The following is a 21,118-nucleotide window of genomic DNA, read 5'->3' as shown; positions in this document are numbered from 1 at the left end:
CATGCGTTTCGCCCTCATCGGCGCCGGCGTGATCGGCGCCGTGCACGCTCGCCTCCTCGAAGCCCTCGGGGACGAGGCCGTCCTGGTCGCGGTCGTGGACAAGGACCTCGACCGCGCCGGCAAAATCGTCTCGCAGTACGGCGGGCGCGCGTACCCGGCACCGGCCGACGCGTACGCCGCCGAGGAGATCGACGCCGTCGGAATCTGCCTGCCCAGCGCGCTGCACGCCGACGTCGCCGTCGAGGCGCTGCACGCGGGCAAGCACGTCGTCGTCGAGAAGCCGGTCGACATCAGCCTGGCCGCCGCGGACCGGCTGATCGACGCGCAGCGGGAGACCGGACTGACCGTCGCCGTGATCAGCCAGCGCCGGTTCCAGCCCCCGGTCGCGCAGATCCGGGCCGCGATCGACAGCGGCGCGCTCGGCCGGGTGACGTCCGGGATCGCCGAGTCGGCGTTCTTCCGGCCGCAGTCGTACTACGACGGCGACGACTGGCGCGGCACCCTCGCGGTCGACGGCGGCGGCGCCCTGATGAACCAGGGCATCCACGCGCTCGACCTGCTGGTCTGGATGCTCGGCCGCCCGATCCGGGTGAGCGCACAGACCGGACGGCTCGCGCACGAAGGCATCGAGGTCGAGGATCTCGCGGGCGCGACGATCGTGTTCGAGAGCGGGGCGATCGGTCTGATGCTCGCCAGTACAGCGGCGTACCCGGGCCGCCCGGTCCGGCTGACGATCCACGGCGACCAGGGCACGGCGGTCCTCGACGACGACCAGCTCGCCTACTTCGACGCCGCGGACGCCACGGCACCCGAGGCGCCGGCGCTGGAAGGACCGGACGGCTGGGGACCGACCGAGCTCGCGCACCTCGCGCAGTACCGCGACTTCATCGCCGCCGTCCGCGAAGGCCGTCCGCCGGCCGTGACGCTGGAAGCGGGTCGGCGGTCGCTCGCGACGGTGCTCGCGGTTTACGAGTCCGCCCGCTCCGGGCAGCCGGTCGAGCTGAAGGAGAACTGACCCCATGCCGCTGCGCATCGCTCTCGTCGGCACCGAGAACAGCCACGCCGACCACATCGTCGAGCACCTCAACGTCGACCCCGTCGCGGAAACCGGCACTGCCACCGCGCGCATCGTCGCACTGGTCGGCGCGGACGACGAACGCAACCGCAAGCTCGCCGCGACCGGCGGCATCACCCAGATCGTGCCGACATCGGCGGAGCTGCTCGGCAGCGTCGACGCGCTGATCGTCACCAACCGCGACGGGGCGCTGCACCGCGAACACGCCGTACCGTTCCTCCAGGCCGGTCTGCCCGTGTGGGTGGACAAGCCGTTGGCCGCGAGTACGGCGGATGCGCGGGCGATCCTGGACGCGGCGCGGCGCGGTGGTGCCGCGGTGACGTCGTACTCCGCGGTGCGCTGGGTCGCGGACGCGGACGCGCTCGCGGCCGCCGAGGTCGGTGAACTCCAGGCGGTCACGGTCACCGGGCCGGCCGATCCGGACAGCGAGTACAGCGGAATCTTCTTCTACGGAATTCACGCGGCCGATCTGGCGCAGCGGCTGGCTCCCGGCGAGCCGGGTCCGGTCACCGTCGAGCGGGTCGGTTCCACCGTGGTCGTCCGCTACCTGTGCGGCGGGGTGCTCGTCACACTGCAGCTGGTGAAGCCGACGGACGACGGGCGGGTGCCGTTCCACGCCGAGATCGTCGGGCGCACCGGGCTGGTGAGTCACGACATACGGCTGGACTCGGAGTACGTCGTCCCTGGTCTGAAGGTGTTCCTCGACATGCTCGAGACCGGCGAGCACCCGCTCGACGACGCGACGATGCTGGCGCCGATCACCGTGCTGGAGCAGACTCACACAATCCTGCGCCAGCCCGTTCAGGAGGTATGAACAGGTACGAGCGACGAGTGTCCGGAGCCGACTGGGATGCGGTGGCGGCGGAGGTGGACGACCTCGGTTGTGCGTTGCTGCCGCAACTGCTGACCCCGGCCGAGTGTGCACGGATCGCCGGCATGTACGACGACGTCCAGCGGTTCCGCGCGACGATCGACATGGCGCGGCACCGGTTCGGCGAGGGTCAGTACCGGTACTTCGACCGGCCGTTCCCCGAGGCGGTCGAGTCGTTGCGGCAGGCGCTGTATCCGCGCCTGCTGCCGATCGCGCGCGACTGGTACGCGAAGCTCGGCCGGGAAGCGGAGTGGCCGGACACCCTCGACGAATGGCTGGACAGGTGTCATCAGGCCGGGCAGGTCCGGCCGACGCCGATCCTGTTGCGGTACGGCGCGGGCGACTGGAACGCCCTGCACCGGGATCTGTACGGCGACAAGGTGTTCCCGCTCCAGGTCGTGATCAACCTGAACGACCCGGGCGCCGACCACACCGGCGGCGAGTTCCTGCTGGTCGAGCAGCGGCCGCGGGCGCAGTCGCGGGGTACGTCGACGCTGATCCCGCAGGGCCACGGGCTGGTCTTCACGACGCGCGATCGGCCGGTGAAGTCGGCGCGCGGCTGGTCGGCCGCACCGGTCCGGCACGGCGTGTCCGCGATCCGCTCAGGTCAGCGCCACACGCTCGGGCTCGTGTTCCACGACGCTAAATAGCGCTGCAGATGTCCCACGCCGACTGCTGGAGCAAGGCCGCGGTCTTGTTGTCGAGGCCCTTGACCGGGGTGTCGATGCCGACCGGGTCCTCGTCGAGCAGCGCGATGAGGAAGACGCACGCCGCGAGGTAGCTACCCGCGAGGGCCGGGTGGCTGTTGTCCGCGTCGTGGAGCGCGGGTTCGTCGTGCTCGGCGAGGAAGCGTTCCCAGATCATGCCGACCGGGACGAGCGTCGCGCCGAGCTCGACCGCGGCGGCGCCGTACGCGTCGGTCAATGCCCGCTGGGTCTCCGGCGCGTTGCGGCGCGCCCAGGTCAGGTACAACGCCGTCCGCGCGCCGGCCGCGGTGATCGCCGCACCGAAGTCGCGGGCACTCTCGCGGAAGCGGTCCGGGCTCTTGATCGGCAAGGTGCTCTGCTCCTGCAGGACGACGGTGCCGTAGCCGCCGTTCGCGATCTCGTCGAGCGCCTTGCCGGCGTTGAGATGCTGCCGCAGTGACGCGCCGCCCGCCGAGATCAGCTTGTGCCCGACCTCGATCCCCCGCGCCGCAGCCAGACCCTTGATCAACCCGGGCAGGTTGTTCCGCGACGTGAAGCTGTTACCCACAAACAGAATCCGCACGACACGGACGCTACTACTCGTTTGACCGCTGCCCCCGGCTGCCTGTTGGGTGGCGGGGTGAGTGAGTTGCGGATTGTGCCGGTGAGCGATGAGCAGACCGTGCTGGACTGGCAGCGCGTGCACAACGAGATCATCCCCACGGCGCCGTTGTCGGTCGACGACATCCAGGAGCGGGCGACGCGGAACGTGCTCGAGGTGGCGTACGACGGCGACGTCCTCGTCGGGTGTTCCACGGTCCGTCCACCGTCGGAAGAGACGCCGGCGGCGGTGGTGATCGCCCGGGTGCTCCCGGCGTACCGGTGCCGTGGTTTCGGTACGGCGCTCTACGAGCACTGCCTGCGGCGCGGGCGGGAGCTGGGCGACGGTATCGAGACGCACATCCTGAGCAGCAACGCCGACGGCCTCCGGTTCGCGAAGGCGCACGGCTTCGTCGAGGTGGAGACCTATCTGCTGCCGGGCGACACGATTCCGTTCGTCGAACTACGACTGGGTGAGTGACGATGCGCTTCTCGATCAACATCCCGAACTTCGGGGATTTCGCGGACGCCCGCACCGTGGCCCGCGTGGCGACGGCGGCCGAGGAGGCAGGCTGGGACGGCCTGTTCCTCTGGGACCATGTGGTGCACAGCAAGGAACGGCGGCGCGGGCAGCCGTTCGGCGACCCGTGGATGCTGATGACCGCGGCCGCGCTGGCGACCTCGCGGATCGCGCTCGGTCCACTGGTCACGCCGGTCGCGCGCCGGCGGCCCGAGCAACTCGCCCGGCAGGTCGCCACCCTCGACGGGCTGAGCGGCGGCCGGGTGATCTTCGGCGCCGGGCTCGGCGGGCCGATCGACGACGAGTTCGGCAGCTTCGGCGACGAGACCGACCCGAAGGTGCTGGCCTCGAAGCTCGACGAGGGCCTCGACCTGCTGACGGCGTACTGGTCGGGTGACCGGGTGAACCACCGCGGCGAGCACTACCTGGCCGACGACGTGGAGCTGCTGCCCGCTGCGGTCCAGCGACCGCGGCCGCCGGTCTGGATCGCGGGGTTCTGGCCACGCAAGGCGCCGATGCGCCGCGCCGCGCGCTGGGACGGCGCCGTACCGCTGTTCAAGACCGCCAACCACGGCGAAGCGCCGCCGGTCGGTGAGTTGCGCGACCTGGTCACCTTCGTGAACCAGCAGCGCACGGACACCAGCACGCCGTACGACGTGATCGTCGGCGGCATCAGTCCGACCGACCCTGCCCGCTCCCGCGCCCTGATCGAGCCGCTCGCCGAGGCGGGCGCGACCTGGTGGGACGAACGCCAGCTCATCACCGGCACCGACTTCTACCGTCTCGACCCGGTCCTGCGCCGGATCGAGGCCGGACCGCCAAGCCTCGGAGATAACTAAGCTGGCCGGCATGAGCGACGAGCACCCGTCTTGCTGTGCGCCTGCCCGGACCGGGGTCCCGCTGGACGTTCCGGCCGGTTCACCGGTGCCGGCCGCGGCCGGTGCGCACGGGATCGAGCAGATCGCGCTCGGCGGCGGCTCGTTCGCGATGGGGAACAGCAACGGCGACGAGAACGCCGGTGACGGCGAGACGCCGGTGCACCAGGTCGAGGTGGCGCCGTTCAGCATCGACGCGACCAGCGTGACGAACGCCGACTTCGCTCGGTTCGCCGACGCGACCGGCTACCGGACCGAGGCCGAGACCTTCGGCTACTCCGCGGTGTTCCATCTCGCGCTGGCCGCCGAGCCGGACGAGGTGATGGGCCCGGCGTCCGGTACGCCGTGGTGGGCCGGCGTCCGCGGCGCCGACTGGCGGCACCCGGGCGGCTCGCGGTCCGGCCTCGACGGGCTCGACGACCATCCCGTCGTCCACGTGAGCTGGAACGACGCGGTCGCGTACTGCAAGTGGGCCGGCCGCCGGCTGCCGACCGAGGCCCAGTGGGAGTACGCCGCCCGCGGCGGCCTCGAGGGCGCCCGCTACCCGTGGGGCGACGAGCTGATCGGCGACGACGGCGAGTGGCGCTGCAATATCTGGCAGGGTGAGTTCCCGCGGACGAACACCGAGGAGGACGGGTACCTGACGACCGCGCCCGTCCGCACCTTCCAGCCGAACGGCTACGGCCTGTGGCAGATGGTCGGGAACGTCTGGGAGTGGTGCGAGGACTGGTTCGGCCCGCGGTACTACAAGTTCTCCCCGGCCGGGAACCCGTCCGGCCCGTCGCTCGGCGCGGCGCGCGTGATGCGCGGCGGCTCGTACCTGTGCCACGACTCGTACTGCAACCGCTACCGCAACGCCGCCCGCTCGTCGAACACGCCGGAGTCGTCGATGGGCAACGCCGGCTTCCGCACCGTCAGTCCGTAACCGGGACTTCTTCGGCCGCCCGCAAGCCTGGCGTCGTGCCGGCGACCGCGGCGACGGCCGCGACACACAGCAGGGCTCCGGACGCGAGCGAGACGACCGGTGAGGTGAGCTGTGCGACGACGCCGCCGCGGAGGTTGCCGAGGTCGGGGCCGGCCTGGCCGACGATCTGCTCGGCGGCGCTGACCCGGCCGAGCAGCTCGGTCGGTGTGTGCAGCTGAACGATCGTGCTCCGCGACACGACCGCGACGGTGTCCGCGGCACCTGCCACCGCGAGGAACACCAACGCAGGCCACGCCGCCGGCGAGAACGCGAACAGCAGCAGCGCGATCCCCCAGCCGGCCGAACCGCACAACATCACCACGCCGTGCCGGGGCAGCCGGGTGAACGTCCCGGAGAACAACGACGCGGCGACCCCGCCGACAGCGATCGCGGTCAGGAACAGCCCGAGCGTCCGCGGGTTGTTGCCGAACCGCTCCGCATTGATCACCGGGAACAGACTGATCGGCATCGACAGCACGGTCGCGGCCAGGTCGGTGATCAGCGCGCCCCGGATGACCGGCGTCGCGGCGATGAACGTCAGCCCGTCCCGCACGCCGCGCAGTCCCGGCTTCGCGACGGCCTCGATCCGCAGGTGCGGCAGCCCGAGGACGCCGTACAGCGCGGCGAGGAAACTCAGCGCGTCGACCAGGTAGCAGACGCCAACGCCCCAGGTGCCGACGATCACGCCGCCGAGCGCCGGGCCGAGCAGCATCGCCCCCTGGAACCCGATCCGGTTGAGCGCGAGCCCGGCCGCCAACTGGTCACGTGACAGCAGATGCGGCAGGACTGTCCGCGCCACCGGTCCGGCGGTCGCGCCGAACGACGCCTGGACGGCGACCAGCGCCAGCAGCACCCCCACGGGGACCCGGCCGATCACCAACTGGCTCGCCATGACGGTTGCGGTGAGCAACTGCGCGATCGTGGTGACCAGGTAGATCCGGCGCCGGTCGAGCCGGTCGGCGAGGGTGCCCGCGAACAGGCCGAGCACGATCAGCGGCACCGCCTGCGCCAGCCCGACCGCGCCGGTCCAGGCCGGGCTCGCGGTCTGGTCCCACACCTGGAACATCACCGCGACGAAGGTCAGTTGACCGCCGAACGCCGACAGCACCTGCCCGATCCACAACCGCCGGTACGTCAGCACCCGCAACGGGCCCAGGTCGATGAGCGCCCGCCTCACCGCAGCTTCTCCGCGATGCGGTCGTGGAAGCTCTTCCGGGCCAGGGCCGACTCGACGTCGCGGACCACCTGACTCATCGGATACGGCAGCTCCGCCTCGAGCTCGGCGATCGCGGCCTCGGTGGCCCGCCATTCGGCGGCCAGCAGCTCGACGAGCTTCTTCGACTTCGCGGTCAGTGTGACGTGCTTGCTGCGCGCGTCCGCGCCCGGCACGGTCCGGACCAGGCCGGCGGCGCGCATCCCGGCCACCTTCTGGCTGAGCGCCGAGTGCGTCCGCCCGGTCGCATCGGCGAGCTCGGTGATCGTCATCGGGCCCCTGAGATGCAGCTGGAGCAGCTCCCGCACGTACGTCGGCTTCAGCCCCTTGATGTCGCGATCGGTGTAGATCCGCCCGATCTCGGCATCCATCCGCCCCAGCAGCTCGTGCAACGGCCGCCACAAACTCTGCTCCGTGGGATCCTCCATGGAGCCGATAGTAACAGCACTTATATAAGTACTGTTACATCTGGCTCCCGGACCACGCTCGACGGTGCGAGCAAACCCTGACAATTCATGGCAGCGATCTTCAGCTGAGTGGGCGAGCTAGCTCAAGGAGGGCGTGGTGGCCTGCGGGATGAGCAAGCGGGCGGGTGTGGTGAGGCCTACGGACCAGACGTCCAGCGTGCCGGCGGCGTTGCGGACCGGATAGAGCAGCGTGGTGTTGTTCTGCCAGACGGGCTGGTCGTCGACGGGACGGGACTCGACGGGGTGGGTGATCCGGCGCGTGGCGAGGTCGAGGACGGCCAGGCGCCAACTGCCGTCGGGGTTCTTCTGCTTGTAGGCGATGTGGCGGCCGTCCGGTGACAGCGACGGGCACTCGACCTTCTCGGCAATCGCCGTCCCCCGGTACGCGCGGTAGTCGGCCTCGATCAGGTACGTCTTGCCCTTGCTCGCCATCGTCACGTAGAAACGATTGCCGTCGGCACCGAACGTGACACCCCAGTAGTTCACGTCCGACGCGAAGTACCGCTTCCCGCCGACGAAGACGGCGAGCTCCTCGATCGTCTTCACCAGCCGTCCGGTGTCCACTTCGTAGAGCCCGGTGCGGGTCGAGAAGCCGCCGGCCGCGTACGAGTCGCCGGTCACGAACATCGTCCAGTTCACGATCCGTCCGTCGGGCGACACCCGCGCCCGGCTCGGCGTACCGGGCAGGGTCTCGCGGTGCCGTTCACGCAGGCCGGCGTCGAGCACGATCATCTCGGTCAGCGCGGGCAGCGAATTCGCCTTCAGCCGCAGGCAGATCGCCGTCCCGTGGGCTGCGGCGAACCGGTCGCAGTGCAGCTCCCCCACGCGCCGGGCGGCTCCCGGATCACCGGCAGGTACGGCGGCCAGCTTGCCGGAGTCCGGTCCGTCGGCAAGGTTCCGGAAGTAGAGCGTCCTGCCGTCGAGCCGCATCGGTTGCCCCGTGACGACCGGTACGGCGTTCTCGGCGGCGCCGCCGTCGCGCGCGCGGGCGACGTACGTGATCGCGCCGCCGACGAGCGCGAGGACACCGATCGCGGTCACGAGCAGCCGGCGGGTCATCGGCGTACCTCCAACGGTTTGAAGACGGCCGCCGCGAGCGTGACCGCCAGCAGGCCGGCCGTGAACGTGAGCATCGCCGGGCGGAGGTCCCAGAGGGTCCACAGCAGGCCGACGGTGACGGCGGCCGCCATCCGGGCCAGCGCCTGGCCGGTTTGCAGTACGGCGAGACCGCTCGCGCGAAGGTGCTCCGGGAGCAGCGGACCGACCGCGGCGGGGAGTACGCCGTCGGTCGCGGCGTAGAAGGCGCCGTGCAACGCGAGGACCAGCCACCAACTGCCGAACGGACCGGACACGACGAGCAGCGCGAGGACCAGCGCGAGATGCCCGCCGAGGAAGACCTTCCAGCGGCCGATCCGGTCCCCGAGCCGGCCGAGCGGGATCGCGAGCAGCAGGAAGGTGCCGGCGGTTCCCAACGGGAGCATGGGGAACAGGCCGGCGTCGATGTCCCAGCGGCGCTGTACGGCGAGGTAGACGAAGGAGTCGGTGATCGTGAGCAGCCCGAGAGCAGCAGCCCAGATGCAGCTCCGGCGGAAAGCCGCGTCCCGCAACAACGCGAGCGCTTGCATCCTGCCCACCGGCCGCGCGGGCGGGGTGTGCGGTGAGTGGTCGCGGACGAAGGTGGTCAGGAGGATGACGGCTGTCGCGGCCAGGGCGAAGCTGGTGACGAAGACCGAGTTGTAGTCGTTGAGGCTTGCCCACAGGACCAGGGTCGCGACGAGTGGGCCGAGGAACGCACCGACGGTGTCGAGGGCACGGTGGACGCCGAACGAGCGCCCCATGGTCGCCGGGTCGCTGCTCAACGAGATCAGCGCGTCGCGCGGCGCCGTGCGGATCCCCTTGCCGGCGCGGTCGATCGCGAGGACCGCGCCGATCCCGGGAACGCTGGACCCGGCGGCCAGGAAGCCGAGCTTCGCGACCGCCGAGAGCGCGTAGCCGACGCCGGCGACGGCCTTCAAGCGTCGCCAGCGGTCGGCCACATGTCCGCCGGCCAGCCGCAGTACGGCGGTAGCCCCGGCGTACAGGCCGTCGAGCAGGCCGAACTGCAGCGGGTTCAGCCCGAGCCCGAAGACCAGGTACAGCGGCAGGATCGCGGTCACCATCTCGGCGGACACGTCGGTCACCAGGCTGACGATGCCCAAGGCCAGAACATTTCCAGGGACGGTGCCGGGGAGGCGGCGCAGCGGTGTCCGCAGCGGGCCGACGGATGCGAGGTACATCAGTGGCAGCTGTACGTCGGGCTGCTGTCGAGGACGTCACCGTCCAGACCGATCAGCTGGGTGGCGAACGTGCTGTCGGTCATCGACAGCTTCAGCACCCCGAAGTCGGAGATGATCTTGGCGGTCGCCGGATGCGCGGCGTGCACCGGGTACAGCGGCGCGCCGCCCATACCGCCGATGATCTGCACCGGCCCGTTGGCGTCCTTGTCGCCGTCCGCGTTCTGCGGTACGAACCGCTCGTAGTGGTGGTCGTGGCCGTTCAGCACCAGGTCGGTCTTCGCCGCCACCAGCGTCTGCCAGAGCGGAGCGGCGTCCACGTTGTCGCCGTGGTCGCCGGAGCTGAAGCGCGGGTGGTGGTAGTACGCGGCGATGCAGCCCTTGGTGTTGTTCGCCAGGTCCTGCTTCAGCCAGGTCAGCTGGGCCGGCTCGCTCAGCCCGTCCTCCTTGACGAAGTCGTTCGAGTCGAGGGCGACGAAGTGCCAGTTGCCGAGGTTCCAGCTGTAGTAGTTCTTGCCCTGCGGTGTCGCGATCGACCCGAAGTAGTCGTGGTACCCCTGGAACGGCGTGTCGTCGTACGTCTCGTGGTTGCCCGGGATCGGGTGCGTGATGCTCTTGAACCTCCCCCACGTCTTCGCGTAGTAGTTCTGGAAATCCGAGAGATGCGCGTCGTCGTACTGGTTGTCGCCCATCGTGATCACCGCGGCCGGGTTCATCGCCTGGACCAGGTTCGCCGTCTTCGGGTGGATGCAGTCGGAGTCGGACGCCGTACAGCGATCCGCGATGTCCCCCGCGGCCGCGAGGACGAAACTCCCGCTGCCACCGGCGGAGGTGGTGACCGTGATCGGCGCGCTCGCCGCGGACACGTTCCCGGCCAGGTCGCGGGCGCGCACCGAGTACGTGTACGCCGTGTTCGCGGTCAGCCCGGTGTCGTTGTACTGCGTGCCCGGCGTCGTCGCGACCACCGTGCCGCCGCGCAGGACGTCGTACCCGCTGACGCCGATGTTGTCGGTCGAGGCGGTCCAACTGAGCGCGACGGAGGTGGCCGTCGCGCCGGTGCTCTTCAGACCGGCCGGAACCGTCGGCGCCTGGGTGTCGCCGCTCGAGTCGGCCGTGCCGTACACCTGGAGCTCCCACAGTGAGTAGCCGTACGACGTACCGCGCTTGGTGCCGACGAGCCGCACGTACCGGCCGTGTGCCTGCAGGCCGGTCAGGTCGTCGGTCGCACCGTTGCCGTCCGCAACCTCTTTGACCGTGGTGAAGTCGGTCCCGTTGTCGGAGACCTCGATCCGGTACGCCTTCGCGTACGCGGCCTCCCAGTTCAGCTTGACCCGGCCGACCGCGGCCGGCTGACCGAGGTCGACGCGGATCCACTGCGGATCAACGCCTTCGGCGCTGGCCCAGCGGGTCGACGTACTGCCGTCGACCGCCTTCGCGGCGGTCAGGGTGTCGTCCTCGATGCTCGAGGCGAGCACCGGCTTGCCCTGCGACAGCAAGGTGTCGGCATTCATCCGCGCACTGGCGGCAGAGCCGCCCAGTGCGGCGAGCAGTCCGACGGGTAGTACCAGCGCGAGCATGCGCAGTCTCATGAGATTCCTCCGGGGGCGCGGAGCCAGAATTGTTAGGAAGGTTACCTAACAGCTAATGGTAGGTAAAGAGGGCAATTTCGTTATATGCACGGCATGCATGAAGTCCGTACAGAAGATTCATTGGACGGATGAGCCCCGCGCTGGTTGGCTCGACGCCATGGAGATGCGCAGGTTGGGACGAGCAGGAATCGAGGTCAGCCCGGTCGGGTTCGGATGCTGGGCGATCGGAGGGCCGTTCAGCAATCCGGCCGGTGAACCGCTGGGCTGGGGTGTCGTGGACGACGACGAGTCGGTGCGGGCGATCCGCCGGGCGGTCGAGCTCGGCGTCACGTTCTTCGACACCGCGGACGTGTACGGCGCCGGCCACAGCGAACGCGTTCTGGGCAAGGCCCTCGAAGGCATCCGCGACCAGGTGGTGATCGCCACCAAGTGGGGCAACACGTTCGACGAGTCGACCCGGGTCATGCACCACCAGGACAGCAGTCCGGAGTACGTCCACAAGGCCGTCCGGGCGTCGCTCGAGCGGCTCGGGACCGACTATCTGGACCTCTACCAGCTGCACTTCGACACCACCGACGAGATCGCGTTGCCGCTGCGCGAGGCCTGCGAGGAACTGGTCCGCGAAGGGCTGATCCGCAGCTACGCCTGGAGCACCGACACGGTGCACAGCGCGGAGTTCTTCGCCCAGGGCGAGCACTGCGCCGCGGTCCAGCACGAAGCGAGCGTGCTGCACGATGCGCCGGACTTCTTCGCGCTGTGTGAGCGCGAGAACCTGGCGAGCATCAACCGGACCCCGCTGGGGATGGGGATCCTCGGCCGCCGGGACGCGACCAGGCCGGCCACCGGCGCGGACATCCGTACGCTGCCGCCGTCCTGGCTGCGGTACTTCGACGACGGCGGCGTGCCGGCGCCGGAGTGGTGGGAGAAGGTGTCCGCGATCCGCGACGTGCTGCAGAGCGACGGGCGGACCTTGGCCCAGGGCGCACTCGCCTGGCTGTGGGCCCGCAGTCCGCGGACCGTCCCGATCCCCGGCTTCCGGACCGTCGCGCAGGCCGAGGAGAACGCCCGTGCGATGGACTTCGGCCCGCTGTCCGAGGACCAGCTGACGGAAGTCGCGAAGCTGCTGCGCTGACCCCCGCAAGGCCCCGCCACACTGCGGGGCCTTGCCAGCGCGCTTGTTTATCGATATACCTTCTGCCGTGCGGCGACAGCGGACTTCAGCCCGACGGCTTGGTCGTGCCCCGCAGGACCAGCTGCGCGGGTACGACGAGTTCCTTCGGCTCGCCGCCCGGGCTGCGCAGCTGTGCCGTCATCAGCGTGGTGATCGCGTCGGCCATCTCGTCGTGACCGGGGTTGACCGTGGACAGCGACGGCACCAGGAACGCCGCCTCGTCGATGTCGTCGAAGCCGACCACCTGGATGTCGTCCGGCACCCGGAGCCCCGCGTCGGCCAGCGCCCGCAGCGCCCCCATCGCCACCACGTCGGTCAGCGCGAACACCGCGTCGAACGCGACCCCGCGCTCGCGCAGTCCGCGGACGGCGTCGTACCCGTCCCGCAGGCCGAACAAGCAGCGTACGTTCAGCTCCGGATCGACCTCGACGCCGGCCTCGGCGTGGGCGAGCGCGTACCCCTCGGCGCGGAGGGCCTGCATGGTCGCGGAGCCGCCGGGATCGCCGCCGATCATCGCGACCCGGCGCGCGCCGGTCGCGAGCAGCTGCGCGGTCGCCTGCCGGGCGCCGTCGACGTTGTCCATCATCACGTGGTCGAAACGGGACGGCAGCGCCCGCTCCCCGATCATCACCACCGGCGCGTCGGTGCGCAGCTGGCCCAGCTCGGCCGGGTCGATGTCGACCACGCTGAGGATCAGCCCGTCGTACATCCGCAGCCGGGAGAAGGCGACCGCGTCCAGCTCGCCCTCGCGGCTGGCGCCGGTGCGTTCGGTGACGATCCGCAGGCCGTGCGCCTCGAAGCGGTCCGCGAGGCGGCCGGCCAGTTGCGCGAAGTACGGGCGCTCCAGCTCGGGCACGGCCAGGCCGACCACGCCGGTGCGGCCGGCGCGCAGATGCCGGGCCGCCAGGTTCACCTGGTACCCGAGCTCGCCGATCGCCGCCAGCACCCGCTCCCGGGTCTCCGGCCCGACCCGCGGCCGCCCGTTGATCACGTTCGACACTGTCATCGTCGACACCCCGGCGTACCGGGCGACGTCGGCCATCGTCACCACGCCAGACGGCTTGCCCATGCGGCCAACTGTAAAGACTGAGGAGGGCTCCATGCCTGAAGCACGGGTCGTGATCGACCTCGACGTCCCCGGACCGACGATCAACCGGCATCTCTACGGCCACTTCGCCGAACACCTCGGCCGCTGCATCTACGGCGGTTTCTACGTCGGCGAGGACTCGGACATCCCGAACGAGGGCGGCATCCGGCTGGACGTCGTCGAGGCGCTCCGGGCGCTCGACATCCCGAACCTGCGCTGGCCGGGCGGCTGCTTCGCGGACGAGTACCACTGGAAGGACGGCATCGGCCCGAAGGCGGACCGGCCGTCGATGGTGAACACGCACTGGGGCAACGTCGAGGAGAACAACCACTTCGGCACCCACGAGTTCATGGCGCTGTGCGAGTTGCTCGGCGCGGCGCCGTACGTCAACGGGAACGTGGGCAGCGGGACCGTGCGCGAGATGAGCGAATGGGTCGAGTACCTGACCCGCGACGGCGACAGCCCGATGGTGCGGCTGCGGAAGGCCAACGGGCGTGACGAGCCGTGGCAGGTCCCGTTCTGGGGTATCGGCAACGAGGCGTGGGGCTGCGGCGGCAACCTGCGCGCCGAGGCGTACGCCGACCTGGCGCGGCAGTACGCGACGTTCCTGAAGGACCACGGCGACAACAAGCTGTACCGGATCGCCGCGGGCGCGTCGGACGACGACCTGGCCTGGACCGAGGCGCTGCTGAAGGCGGTCAGCTGCCTCGGCTGCGGGCGCGACCCGAAGAACATCTTCCAGGCGATCTCGATCCACTACTACACGGTCGCCGGCACCTGGGAGCACAAGGGCAGCGCGACCGAGTTCGGCCTGGAGGACTACTACCGGACGCTGGCCAAGGCCCAGGACATCGAGCGAGTCATCCGCGCACACTCGGCGCTGATGGACGCCTACGACCCGGAGCGCAAGATCGGCCTGGTGCTGGACGAGTGGGGCACCTGGTGGGACGTGGAGCCGGGCACGAACCCCGGATTCTTGTTCCAGCAGAACGCGATGCGGGACGCGCTCGTGGCGAGCCTGCACTTCGACGTGTTCCACCGGCACGCGGAGCGCCTGGTGATGGCGAACATCGCGCAGACGGTCAACGTGCTGCAGGCGATGCTGCTCACCGATGATGACGGAGGCCTGGTGCGGACGCCGACGTACCACGTGTTCGAGATGAACAAGGCACACCAGGACGCGCAGGCGCTGCCGGTGCACGTGGTCGAGGGTCGCACCTACGATCTCGACGGTACGGCGATGCAGCTGGTGTCGGCGTCCGCGTCGGTGAAGGACGGGCGGGCGCTGGTGTCGGTCAGCAACCTCGATCCGGAGCAGGCGCTGGACGTCGTGCTCGATCTCCGCGGCGCGTCGTCGTGGGAATCGTCGGGACGGTTGCTGACGGCATCGAAACCGCAGGCCTACAACACGGTGGACACCCCGGACACGGTGGCTCCGGTTCCGCTCGAGGTGGAACCGGAGCCGCGCGGCCTGCGGGTGACGTTGCCGCCGCACTCGTTCGCGACGGTCAGCTTGACCTTGTGACCGGGATCTGGAACTCGTGCACCCAGTTCGCCGGGTTGTCCATGTCGAACTGGAGTGTGACCTCCCGGGCGTACCCCTGGCTGCGGTAGCCGTTGTCCTCGATCCAGCGGGCCAGCGTCTGCATGCTGCGATCGGCCTCCATCATGTCGCCCTGGTGGACGATCGTGGCGGCCTGGGCGAGCTCCGGGAGCTCGAGGATGTCGACGTCCGCCGCCGTCCCCGTGCCGACGGGGACGGCGGCGTGGACGCGGATCGTCTCGTCCCCGGCGTCCTCGTAGTACGCGACCGGCGAACCGCACGGGTCGATGCCGGCCGCGCCGAGGCGTTCGAAGAGCTGGCCGAACAGGGGCTGGAGCACCGGGCCGATGTCCGCACCGTCGTAGCTCGGTGAGATCGCGGACAGTTCGGCGACCCGGGTCGCGGCGATGGTTTTCAGGACGACGTCGTCGGTGGGCATGTGACCTTCCCTCTCGATGAGCCGGAGCCTCGCCTCGACGCTCGTCAGCCGGGCCGCACTACGGGCCAGCTCGTCCTCGAGTTGCGCCTGCCGCAGCCGCAGCATGCCGCGCAGTTCCTCGGCGGACAGCTTGGCGTCGACGATCTCGCCGACCTGCTGCAGGCTGAACCCGAGGTCCTTGAGCGCGACGATCCGGTTCAGCCGGCTGAACTGGTCGGCCGAGTAGTACCGGTACCCGGTGGCCGGGTCGACCACGGCCGGCCGCAGCAACCCGAGCGCGTCGTAGTGCCGCAACATCCGCGCGGACACCTGCCCGAACGCCGCGAAGTCTCCGATGGTGAACATGCAGCCACCTTCCGGCTTGACACAGTGTGAAGGTCAAGCGTGCCGTCGCACGACCGACTTTGAGCCCCCACCAACCATTTTCCAGCCTGCGAAACGGTTGGTGAGGGCTCAAAGAGAGGGGTCAGGAGGTGACGCGGGTGCGGCGGTCGCGGATCGCGGCGAGCGAGATGGCGGTGACCGCCAGGGCGACGCCGCCGGCGCCGAAGCCGGCGACCAGGGTGCCGCGGCTGCTCAGCCGGGCGTCGCACTGCATCGGCGTGATGCCCTTGTCGGGCTGGAAGACCGATCCGCAGGCGTCCCCGCCGGCGTGCACCGGCCGGACGGCGAGCACCACCCCGACGATCAGCAGGACCGCACCTACCGCGCCGAGGACCTTGCTCAGCACCGGCCGCCCTCTCCGGACGAGAGGCGTACGGCAGCCGGGACCGACCGCGGACGGCGGGTCAGCTCCAACATACGCACGCGCACGCTCCCTGGCAGGTCGGTGAGATTTGATCAAATCTAACGCAGCTAGCAGGCACCCTTGAAGCCGGGCGGCGCCCGCTGGTGGAAATCTTCACCCAGTTCTAACGCTCTCCGGCCCGCAGCGGTTCAGCTAATCCAGGACGGTGACCAGGGACCCGCTCGCGCGGCCGTGGGCGACGTCGGCGAGCGCCCCGTCGACGGTGCCGAACGGGACAACGGTCGTGTGCGCCGTCACCGGCAGCCGGGCGATCAGGCGGAACAGTTCCTCGCCGTCACGACGCGTGTTGGAGGTGACGCTGCGCAGGTCGCGCTCGTGGAACAGGTACCGCTCGTAGTTCAGCACCGGTACGTCGGACAGGTAGATGCCGGCGACCGCCGCGGTCCCGCCCGGCTTCAGCGCCTCGAGCGCGTACGGGACGACATCGCCGGCCGGGGCGAACACGATCGCCGAGTCCAGCGGCACCGGCGGCCGATCGGCAGTCTCGCCGACGAAGGCGGCGCCGAGCTCCTTGGCCAGGGCGCGGTTCCGCTTGCCGCGGGTCATCACGAACAGCTCGGCGCCCTGGGCCAGCGCGAGCTGCGCGGTGAGGTGGGCGCTCGACCCGAAGCCGTAGATGCCGAGCCGGCCGCCGGGCGGGAGGTTCGCCCGGAGCAACGAGCGGTAGCCGATGATCCCGGCACACAGCCACGGCGCGAGTTCCGCCGCGGGCCGGTCGGCCGGCAGCGCGTACGCGTAGTCCTCGGGCACCACGGCGTACTCCGCGAAGCCCCCGTCCGCGTCCCAGCCCGTGTACGTCGACCGCGGGCAGAGGTTCTCGGCGCCTTGCCGGCAGAACTCGCACACGCCGCAGGTCCCGCGCAACCAGGCGATCCCGACACGGTCCCCCGCCGCGAAGCGACCGCCCTGCCCGACGACGGTGCCAACGACCTGATGGCCCGGAACGACGCCGGGGCGCTTCGGTTCGAGGTCGCCCTCGGTCAGATGCAGGTCCGTCCGGCAGATCCCGCACGCCTCCACCTTCACCAGGACCTCACCGGCGCCGGGCTCCGGGACGGTACGGCGGACCTGCTTCAGCGGACCGCCGTCGATCGGTCCGGGACGATCCACTGCCCACGCCTGCATCTGGTCCATACGTCCATCATGCGACGCGCTGGAGCGCGCGCTCGCGACGTTCGGCGACCTTGGAGCCGGACTCCCGGCGCGCCATCCGCCGCAGGACGACGGGAGCGAGCAGCAATCCGGCGACAGCCCAGAGGCCGAGCACAGCTGCCGTTTCCAGGTGCCGCCACGACTCACCGACCTCGACGACAACCGCTTCGTCCGGCAGGAGCGCGGAACGCATCCCCAGGCCCATCCAGTACACCGGGGTGAGCTGGCCGATCTCTGCGAGCCAGCCGGGCAGCGCGGTGAGCGGGTAGAAGATGCCCGACACGGCGATCAGCGCGAGCATCGGCAACTGGATCAGACCTTGGGACCGGGCGGTGGTGAAGACCGAGCCGAGGATCGCGCCGATCGGCAGCGTCGCGACCAGGCCGAGCACCAGAACCCAGCCGAGCGTGAACCAGTGCGCCGATCCGAGCGCCAGCCCATCGATGAGAAGCAGCCCCGGAATCAGCAGGATCGTCAGGTCCACGAGCAGCCCGCCCGCGACCGAGACGACCTTTCCGACGAGGTAGCAGACCATGCCGTTCGGGATGGCCTTCGCCCGCAGCAACGTGCCGTCCTCGCGGTCGGCGGTGAGCTGCTGACTCATGCTGACCATGCCCATCGCGGCGTTCATCCCGAGGATGCTCGGCAGGGCGAGGGCGCCGAGCAGGAACCCGGTGGATCCGAAGTCGCGATGCCGGAGGAAGAACAGTGCGGCCAGCATCAGGACCGGCCAGAGGAAATGGCTGAACAGCTCGGGCCCGTTGGTGAAGGACTGCCGCAGCTCGATCAGCCCCCGCTGCCAGCCGGTCTTCATGCTTGCTCCCGGACGAGGGTGAGATAGGTGTCTTCGAGGGAGGCGCGGCGTACTTCGAGGTCGCCGACCGCGTCGCCGTACCTGGTGAACAGGGCGCGGACGAAGGCGGTCGCGTCGGGCGTCGACTCGCGGAACGGCCGGCCGTCGACCGACCAGCGGACCTCGTCCTCCCCCGCGATCAGCTCGGTGAGCTGCGCGGTCGTGCCGGACGCGATGATGCGTCCGCCGGCCAGGACGACGATGCGCTGCGCGAGTTTGCTCGCCTCGTCGAGGTCGTGCGTGGTGAGCAGGACCGTCGTCCCCTGCCCGGCGGCGAGCCGGCGGACCAGGTCGTGGAACTCCGCGCGGGCCTGCGGATCGAAGCCGGTCGTGGGCTCGTCGAGGAACAGGACGTCGGGGCGGCCAACGATCCCGATCGCGACGTCGAGCCGCCGCCGCTGCCCGCCGGACAGCGTCCTGACCTTCTGCCCCGCGGCAGCGGTCAGGCCGACGGCGGCGAGCAGCTCATCGGCCGGCCACGGGCGCGGCGCGGCCGGTGTCGCGTACGGCGCGTAGTACGTGCCGAGGTGGTGCAGCAGCTCGCGCACCCGCCAGTTGCCGTGGTCGCGCCAGGACTGCAGCACGATACCGATCCGCGCCCGCCAGCGCTCGTCGGCCGCGGCCGGATCGACGCCGAGCACCTCGACCCGCCCCGCCGACCGGAGCCGGAAGCCCTCGAGGATCTCGATCGTCGTACTCTTCCCCGCGCCGTTCGGCCCCAGCAGCGCCAGCACCTCGCCGGGCCGGGCGTCGAACGTCACGTCCTGCAGGATCTCGCGATCGCCGTAGCGCATCCGCAGGCCGTCCACTGTCAGCACCATGCCGTGGAAGCTACGTTGCGTTCATCAGATCGGCAATCATGCTTTGACGCTCTGCGGTCGAGAAACCCTGTGAATCATGGCATTCTGTGCAATGAGATTGCGAGAGAACGCAATCCGTTGCAATGAGATGACAGTGAATGCGCGGAGGATGCCGATGCCCGGAGGCAGGCTGAGTCACCAGGACCGGCTGGAGATCGCGGCGGGCCTGGCCGACGGTCTCGGGTACGCCGAGATCGCGCGGCAGCTGCGCCGGCCGACGTCTACCGTCAGCCGGGAGGTCGCCCGCAACGGCGGCCCGCGTGGATACCGGGCCGACCACGCGCACCACGCCACCGCGTCCCGGGCCCGGCGGCGCAGGCCCACCGCGACGGTGGACGTCGTCCGGCCCGTCGAGCCACGGCAGGCGTACGTCGAGCGGTTCGCGGCGATGATGGTCGACGGCGGGCTGCCACGGATGGCGTCGCGCGTGCTCGCGCTGCTCTACACCTCCGACTCCCGCACGCTGACGGCGGCCGACCTGGTCCGCGCGCTGAAGGTCAGCCCGGCGTCGATCTCGAAGGCGATCGGCTATCTCGAGCGGGTCGGGATGGTGCATCGCGAGCCCGACCCGATGCGCCGGCTGCAGCATTACGTGATCGCCGACGACGTGTGGCTGAAGGCGTGGGAGGTGAGCGCCCGAACCAACCACAACTGGGCGGAGACCGCGGCCGAGGGCGTCGAGCTGCTCGGTCGCGACAGTCCCGCGGGTGTTCGGTTGCTGCAGATGGCGGAGTTCTTCGAGCGGCTCGGTGAGGACATGTCGGGCGGCGCCGGCTTCCAGGACTGTCTGGCGGTCCTCGCCGTCCTGTGGCAGGACGATCGCGCGCCGGACGTGGCGAGGCAGCTCGGCTGGCCGGTCGAGCGGGTCGTCGATGCTGCTACTTATGCGCTCAAGGCGTCAGGGCAGGATGGTTCGGAGCAGGCGGCGGGTCAGGCCGCCGTCCGCGAGGCCTAGCTCGACGAGATCGTCGAAGACGTGCTGGTCGGCCGCGGCGGCCCGGATCCCGGCGTCGAGGATCCGGTCCGAACGGCTGAGCTGGGCGACCACTGCGGTGTCGCGCAGGTGCCGGGACAGCAGGCGGGACGTGCGGCGGCGGTACGGCGTACCCGCGTCGGGGCTGCCTGCTCGGAGGGCGTCGGCGATCGCGCGGCCGGCGAGCAGACCGGTCGCGACCGCGTAGTAGATGCCCTCCCCTGTCATCGGGTTGATCAGCCCGGCCGCGTCCCCGGCGAGCAGCACCGGTCCGCGGTGCGGCCGCCACGTCCAGCCGGCGAGCGGCAGGTGGTGGCCCCACCACGACTCCCCGCCGTCGGTCGCTCCCGGCAGCAGCTTCTCCAGGTGGTTCAGCAGGTCGGTCCGGGTCGGCCGGGTGCCGGCCAGAAGTTCGCCGTACCCGACGTTCGACCACCCGTCGCCGCGGTCGAAGGACCACGCGTACGACGGTTGCCGGCCGGGGCCATACGCAATCACCTGGCTCGCGGCCCGCGCCGGCGGGGTCGGCGCGTAGCCGCGGATCGCGAGCGCCACCGGGCCCGACTTCAGGCCGAGCTCCCGCCGTACGACGGAATGCGCGCCGTCGGCCCCGACCACGAAGCGGGCCTCCAGGTCGTCGACGCCGACCGACCCGGGCCGGATCGCGAGGCCGCGGACCCGGCGGCGGACGAACTGCGCGCCGGCCTTTCGCGCGGCCTCGACGAGCCGCTGGTCGAAGACGGTGCGCGGGACCACCCAGGTCGGCCGGGACAGCTCGCGGTCCACCCCCACAGCACCCCGGTTCAGCACGAAGCGCCGTACCGGGGTCCAGTCGTCGAGGATGCCGGTGACGCCGACACCGGCCAGCAGGTCGAGGACGTGCGGCGCGATGCCGTCACCGCAGGCCTTGTCCCGTGGGAACTCGTGCCGGTCGAGCAGCAGCACCGACAAGCTCGGATCCGCCGCCAACGCCCCGAGCGCGGCCGCGGCCCCCGCCGGCCCGGCTCCGACAACCACCAGATCCCACACAGACACCCTCCCCTGGTCGGGCCCCAGTCTCGCAGCTCCGGGCACCGTCCGCGGCCCGGCCTGAGACACC

The 21,118-nt window shown here is 70.6% G+C and carries 22 protein-coding genes; 9 read left to right on the top strand and 13 right to left on the bottom strand.

What is annotated here, in order from left to right; translation table 11 throughout:
* Position 1 precedes the first annotated feature (1 nt).
* From AB0L64_RS19105 to AB0L64_RS19095, 3 genes are read left to right on the top strand one after another with little or no spacing between them, the layout of a single operon-like run.
* A complete protein-coding gene (locus tag AB0L64_RS19105; protein ID WP_363711671.1) occupies positions 2 to 1,015 on the top strand; it encodes a Gfo/Idh/MocA family oxidoreductase in 1,014 nt (337 codons plus the stop codon).
* Positions 1,016 to 1,019: 4 nt separating this feature from the next.
* Positions 1,020 to 1,889, top strand: a complete 870-nt coding sequence (locus AB0L64_RS19100; protein ID WP_363711669.1) for a Gfo/Idh/MocA family oxidoreductase — start codon at positions 1,020 to 1,022, stop codon at positions 1,887 to 1,889.
* Positions 1,886 to 2,596 carry a 2OG-Fe(II) oxygenase gene (locus tag AB0L64_RS19095; protein ID WP_363711667.1) on the top strand — a complete coding sequence of 237 codons (711 nt, stop codon included), beginning with the start codon at positions 1,886 to 1,888 and terminating at the stop codon, positions 2,594 to 2,596. Before AB0L64_RS19100 ends, AB0L64_RS19095 begins: the two co-directional genes overlap by 4 nt.
* Here the strand turns inward: AB0L64_RS19095 and AB0L64_RS19090 are convergent.
* On the bottom strand, positions 2,589 to 3,215 hold the full coding sequence (locus AB0L64_RS19090) for a hypothetical protein (protein ID WP_363711663.1): 627 nt from the start codon (positions 3,213 to 3,215) through the stop codon (positions 2,589 to 2,591). The genes AB0L64_RS19095 and AB0L64_RS19090 overlap by 8 nt on opposite strands.
* Before the next feature lie 81 nt (positions 3,216 to 3,296).
* Here AB0L64_RS19090 and AB0L64_RS19085 point away from each other — a divergent pair, with 81 nt between their 5' ends.
* Genes AB0L64_RS19085 through AB0L64_RS19075 form a run of 3 tightly spaced genes read left to right on the top strand, consistent with a single transcriptional unit; the run spans position 3,297 to position 5,552 of the window.
* The gene (locus AB0L64_RS19085) at positions 3,297 to 3,713 is read left to right on the top strand and encodes a GNAT family N-acetyltransferase (protein WP_363711661.1); all 417 of its coding nucleotides are present in this window, start codon (positions 3,297 to 3,299) and stop codon (positions 3,711 to 3,713) included.
* Positions 3,714 to 3,715: 2 nt separating this feature from the next.
* Positions 3,716 to 4,591, top strand: a complete 876-nt coding sequence (locus AB0L64_RS19080; protein ID WP_363711659.1) for an LLM class flavin-dependent oxidoreductase — start codon at positions 3,716 to 3,718, stop codon at positions 4,589 to 4,591.
* 10 nt (positions 4,592 to 4,601) lie between these two features.
* Complete coding sequence (locus tag AB0L64_RS19075; protein ID WP_363711657.1) at positions 4,602 to 5,552, top strand: formylglycine-generating enzyme family protein; 951 nt, start codon at positions 4,602 to 4,604, stop codon at positions 5,550 to 5,552.
* Here the strand turns inward: AB0L64_RS19075 and AB0L64_RS19070 are convergent.
* From AB0L64_RS19070 to AB0L64_RS19050, 5 genes are all read right to left on the bottom strand, one after another.
* Positions 5,542 to 6,768, bottom strand: coding sequence for an MFS transporter (locus tag AB0L64_RS19070; RefSeq protein ID WP_363711655.1), 1,227 nt, complete (start codon positions 6,766 to 6,768; stop codon positions 5,542 to 5,544). The two genes, AB0L64_RS19075 and AB0L64_RS19070, sit on opposite strands and share 11 nt — an antisense overlap.
* The gene (locus AB0L64_RS19065; protein WP_363711653.1) at positions 6,765 to 7,232 is read right to left on the bottom strand and encodes a MarR family transcriptional regulator; all 468 of its coding nucleotides are present in this window, start codon (positions 7,230 to 7,232) and stop codon (positions 6,765 to 6,767) included. The genes AB0L64_RS19070 and AB0L64_RS19065 overlap by 4 nt, the downstream gene beginning before the upstream one ends.
* A 117-nt stretch (positions 7,233 to 7,349) precedes the next feature.
* Positions 7,350 to 8,330, bottom strand: a complete 981-nt coding sequence (locus AB0L64_RS19060; RefSeq protein WP_363711651.1) for a hypothetical protein — start codon at positions 8,328 to 8,330, stop codon at positions 7,350 to 7,352.
* On the bottom strand, positions 8,327 to 9,547 hold the full coding sequence (locus tag AB0L64_RS19055; RefSeq protein WP_363711649.1) for an MFS transporter: 1,221 nt from the start codon (positions 9,545 to 9,547) through the stop codon (positions 8,327 to 8,329). Before AB0L64_RS19055 ends, AB0L64_RS19060 begins: the two co-directional genes overlap by 4 nt.
* The gene (locus AB0L64_RS19050) at positions 9,547 to 11,133 is read right to left on the bottom strand and encodes a discoidin domain-containing protein (RefSeq protein ID WP_363711647.1); all 1,587 of its coding nucleotides are present in this window, start codon (positions 11,131 to 11,133) and stop codon (positions 9,547 to 9,549) included. Before AB0L64_RS19050 ends, AB0L64_RS19055 begins: the two co-directional genes overlap by 1 nt.
* Positions 11,134 to 11,290: 157 nt before the next feature.
* Here AB0L64_RS19050 and AB0L64_RS19045 point away from each other — a divergent pair, with 157 nt between their 5' ends.
* Positions 11,291 to 12,265, top strand: a complete 975-nt coding sequence (locus tag AB0L64_RS19045; protein WP_363711645.1) for an aldo/keto reductase — start codon at positions 11,291 to 11,293, stop codon at positions 12,263 to 12,265.
* Positions 12,266 to 12,350: 85 nt separating this feature from the next.
* On the opposite strand, the gene AB0L64_RS19040 is transcribed toward AB0L64_RS19045, so the two are convergent.
* Positions 12,351 to 13,373 carry a LacI family DNA-binding transcriptional regulator gene (locus AB0L64_RS19040; RefSeq protein WP_363711643.1) on the bottom strand — a complete coding sequence of 341 codons (1,023 nt, stop codon included), beginning with the start codon at positions 13,371 to 13,373 and terminating at the stop codon, positions 12,351 to 12,353.
* Positions 13,374 to 13,404: 31 nt separating this feature from the next.
* Between AB0L64_RS19040 and AB0L64_RS19035 the strand changes: the two genes are divergently transcribed.
* On the top strand, positions 13,405 to 14,916 hold the full coding sequence (locus tag AB0L64_RS19035; protein ID WP_363711641.1) for an alpha-L-arabinofuranosidase C-terminal domain-containing protein: 1,512 nt from the start codon (positions 13,405 to 13,407) through the stop codon (positions 14,914 to 14,916).
* On the opposite strand, the gene AB0L64_RS19030 is transcribed toward AB0L64_RS19035, so the two are convergent.
* The 5 genes from AB0L64_RS19030 to AB0L64_RS19010 form a co-directional block, all read right to left on the bottom strand.
* Positions 14,900 to 15,718 carry a MerR family transcriptional regulator gene (locus AB0L64_RS19030; protein WP_363711639.1) on the bottom strand — a complete coding sequence of 273 codons (819 nt, stop codon included), beginning with the start codon at positions 15,716 to 15,718 and terminating at the stop codon, positions 14,900 to 14,902. The two genes, AB0L64_RS19035 and AB0L64_RS19030, sit on opposite strands and share 17 nt — an antisense overlap.
* 121 nt (positions 15,719 to 15,839) lie before the next feature.
* Positions 15,840 to 16,103 carry a hypothetical protein gene (locus AB0L64_RS19025; RefSeq protein ID WP_363711637.1) on the bottom strand — a complete coding sequence of 88 codons (264 nt, stop codon included), beginning with the start codon at positions 16,101 to 16,103 and terminating at the stop codon, positions 15,840 to 15,842.
* Between the two features lie 210 nt (positions 16,104 to 16,313).
* Positions 16,314 to 17,315: a zinc-dependent alcohol dehydrogenase family protein gene (locus tag AB0L64_RS19020; RefSeq protein ID WP_363711636.1), complete on the bottom strand. Its 1,002-nt coding sequence runs from the start codon at positions 17,313 to 17,315 to the stop codon at positions 16,314 to 16,316.
* 7 nt (positions 17,316 to 17,322) lie between these two features.
* Complete coding sequence (locus tag AB0L64_RS19015) at positions 17,323 to 18,147, bottom strand: ABC transporter permease (protein WP_363711634.1); 825 nt, start codon at positions 18,145 to 18,147, stop codon at positions 17,323 to 17,325.
* Positions 18,144 to 19,007: an ABC transporter ATP-binding protein gene (locus tag AB0L64_RS19010; protein WP_363711632.1), complete on the bottom strand. Its 864-nt coding sequence runs from the start codon at positions 19,005 to 19,007 to the stop codon at positions 18,144 to 18,146. Before AB0L64_RS19010 ends, AB0L64_RS19015 begins: the two co-directional genes overlap by 4 nt.
* A gap of 154 nt (positions 19,008 to 19,161) precedes the next feature.
* On the opposite strand from AB0L64_RS19010, the gene AB0L64_RS19005 reads away from it, so the two are divergent.
* Positions 19,162 to 20,001, top strand: a complete 840-nt coding sequence (locus AB0L64_RS19005) for a helix-turn-helix domain-containing protein (RefSeq protein WP_363711630.1) — start codon at positions 19,162 to 19,164, stop codon at positions 19,999 to 20,001.
* On the opposite strand, the gene AB0L64_RS19000 is transcribed toward AB0L64_RS19005, so the two are convergent.
* On the bottom strand, positions 19,945 to 21,048 hold the full coding sequence (locus tag AB0L64_RS19000; RefSeq protein WP_363711628.1) for a geranylgeranyl reductase family protein: 1,104 nt from the start codon (positions 21,046 to 21,048) through the stop codon (positions 19,945 to 19,947). The two genes, AB0L64_RS19005 and AB0L64_RS19000, sit on opposite strands and share 57 nt — an antisense overlap.
* Positions 21,049 to 21,118: the final 70 nt, after the last annotated feature.

Origin of the sequence: Kribbella sp. NPDC051936, from assembly GCF_040680955.1 — a bacterium.
GTDB lineage: Bacteria > Actinomycetota > Actinomycetes > Propionibacteriales > Kribbellaceae > Kribbella.
Note: the sequence above shows the minus strand (reverse complement) of the source record. Positions and strands in the feature narration are given on the sequence as shown.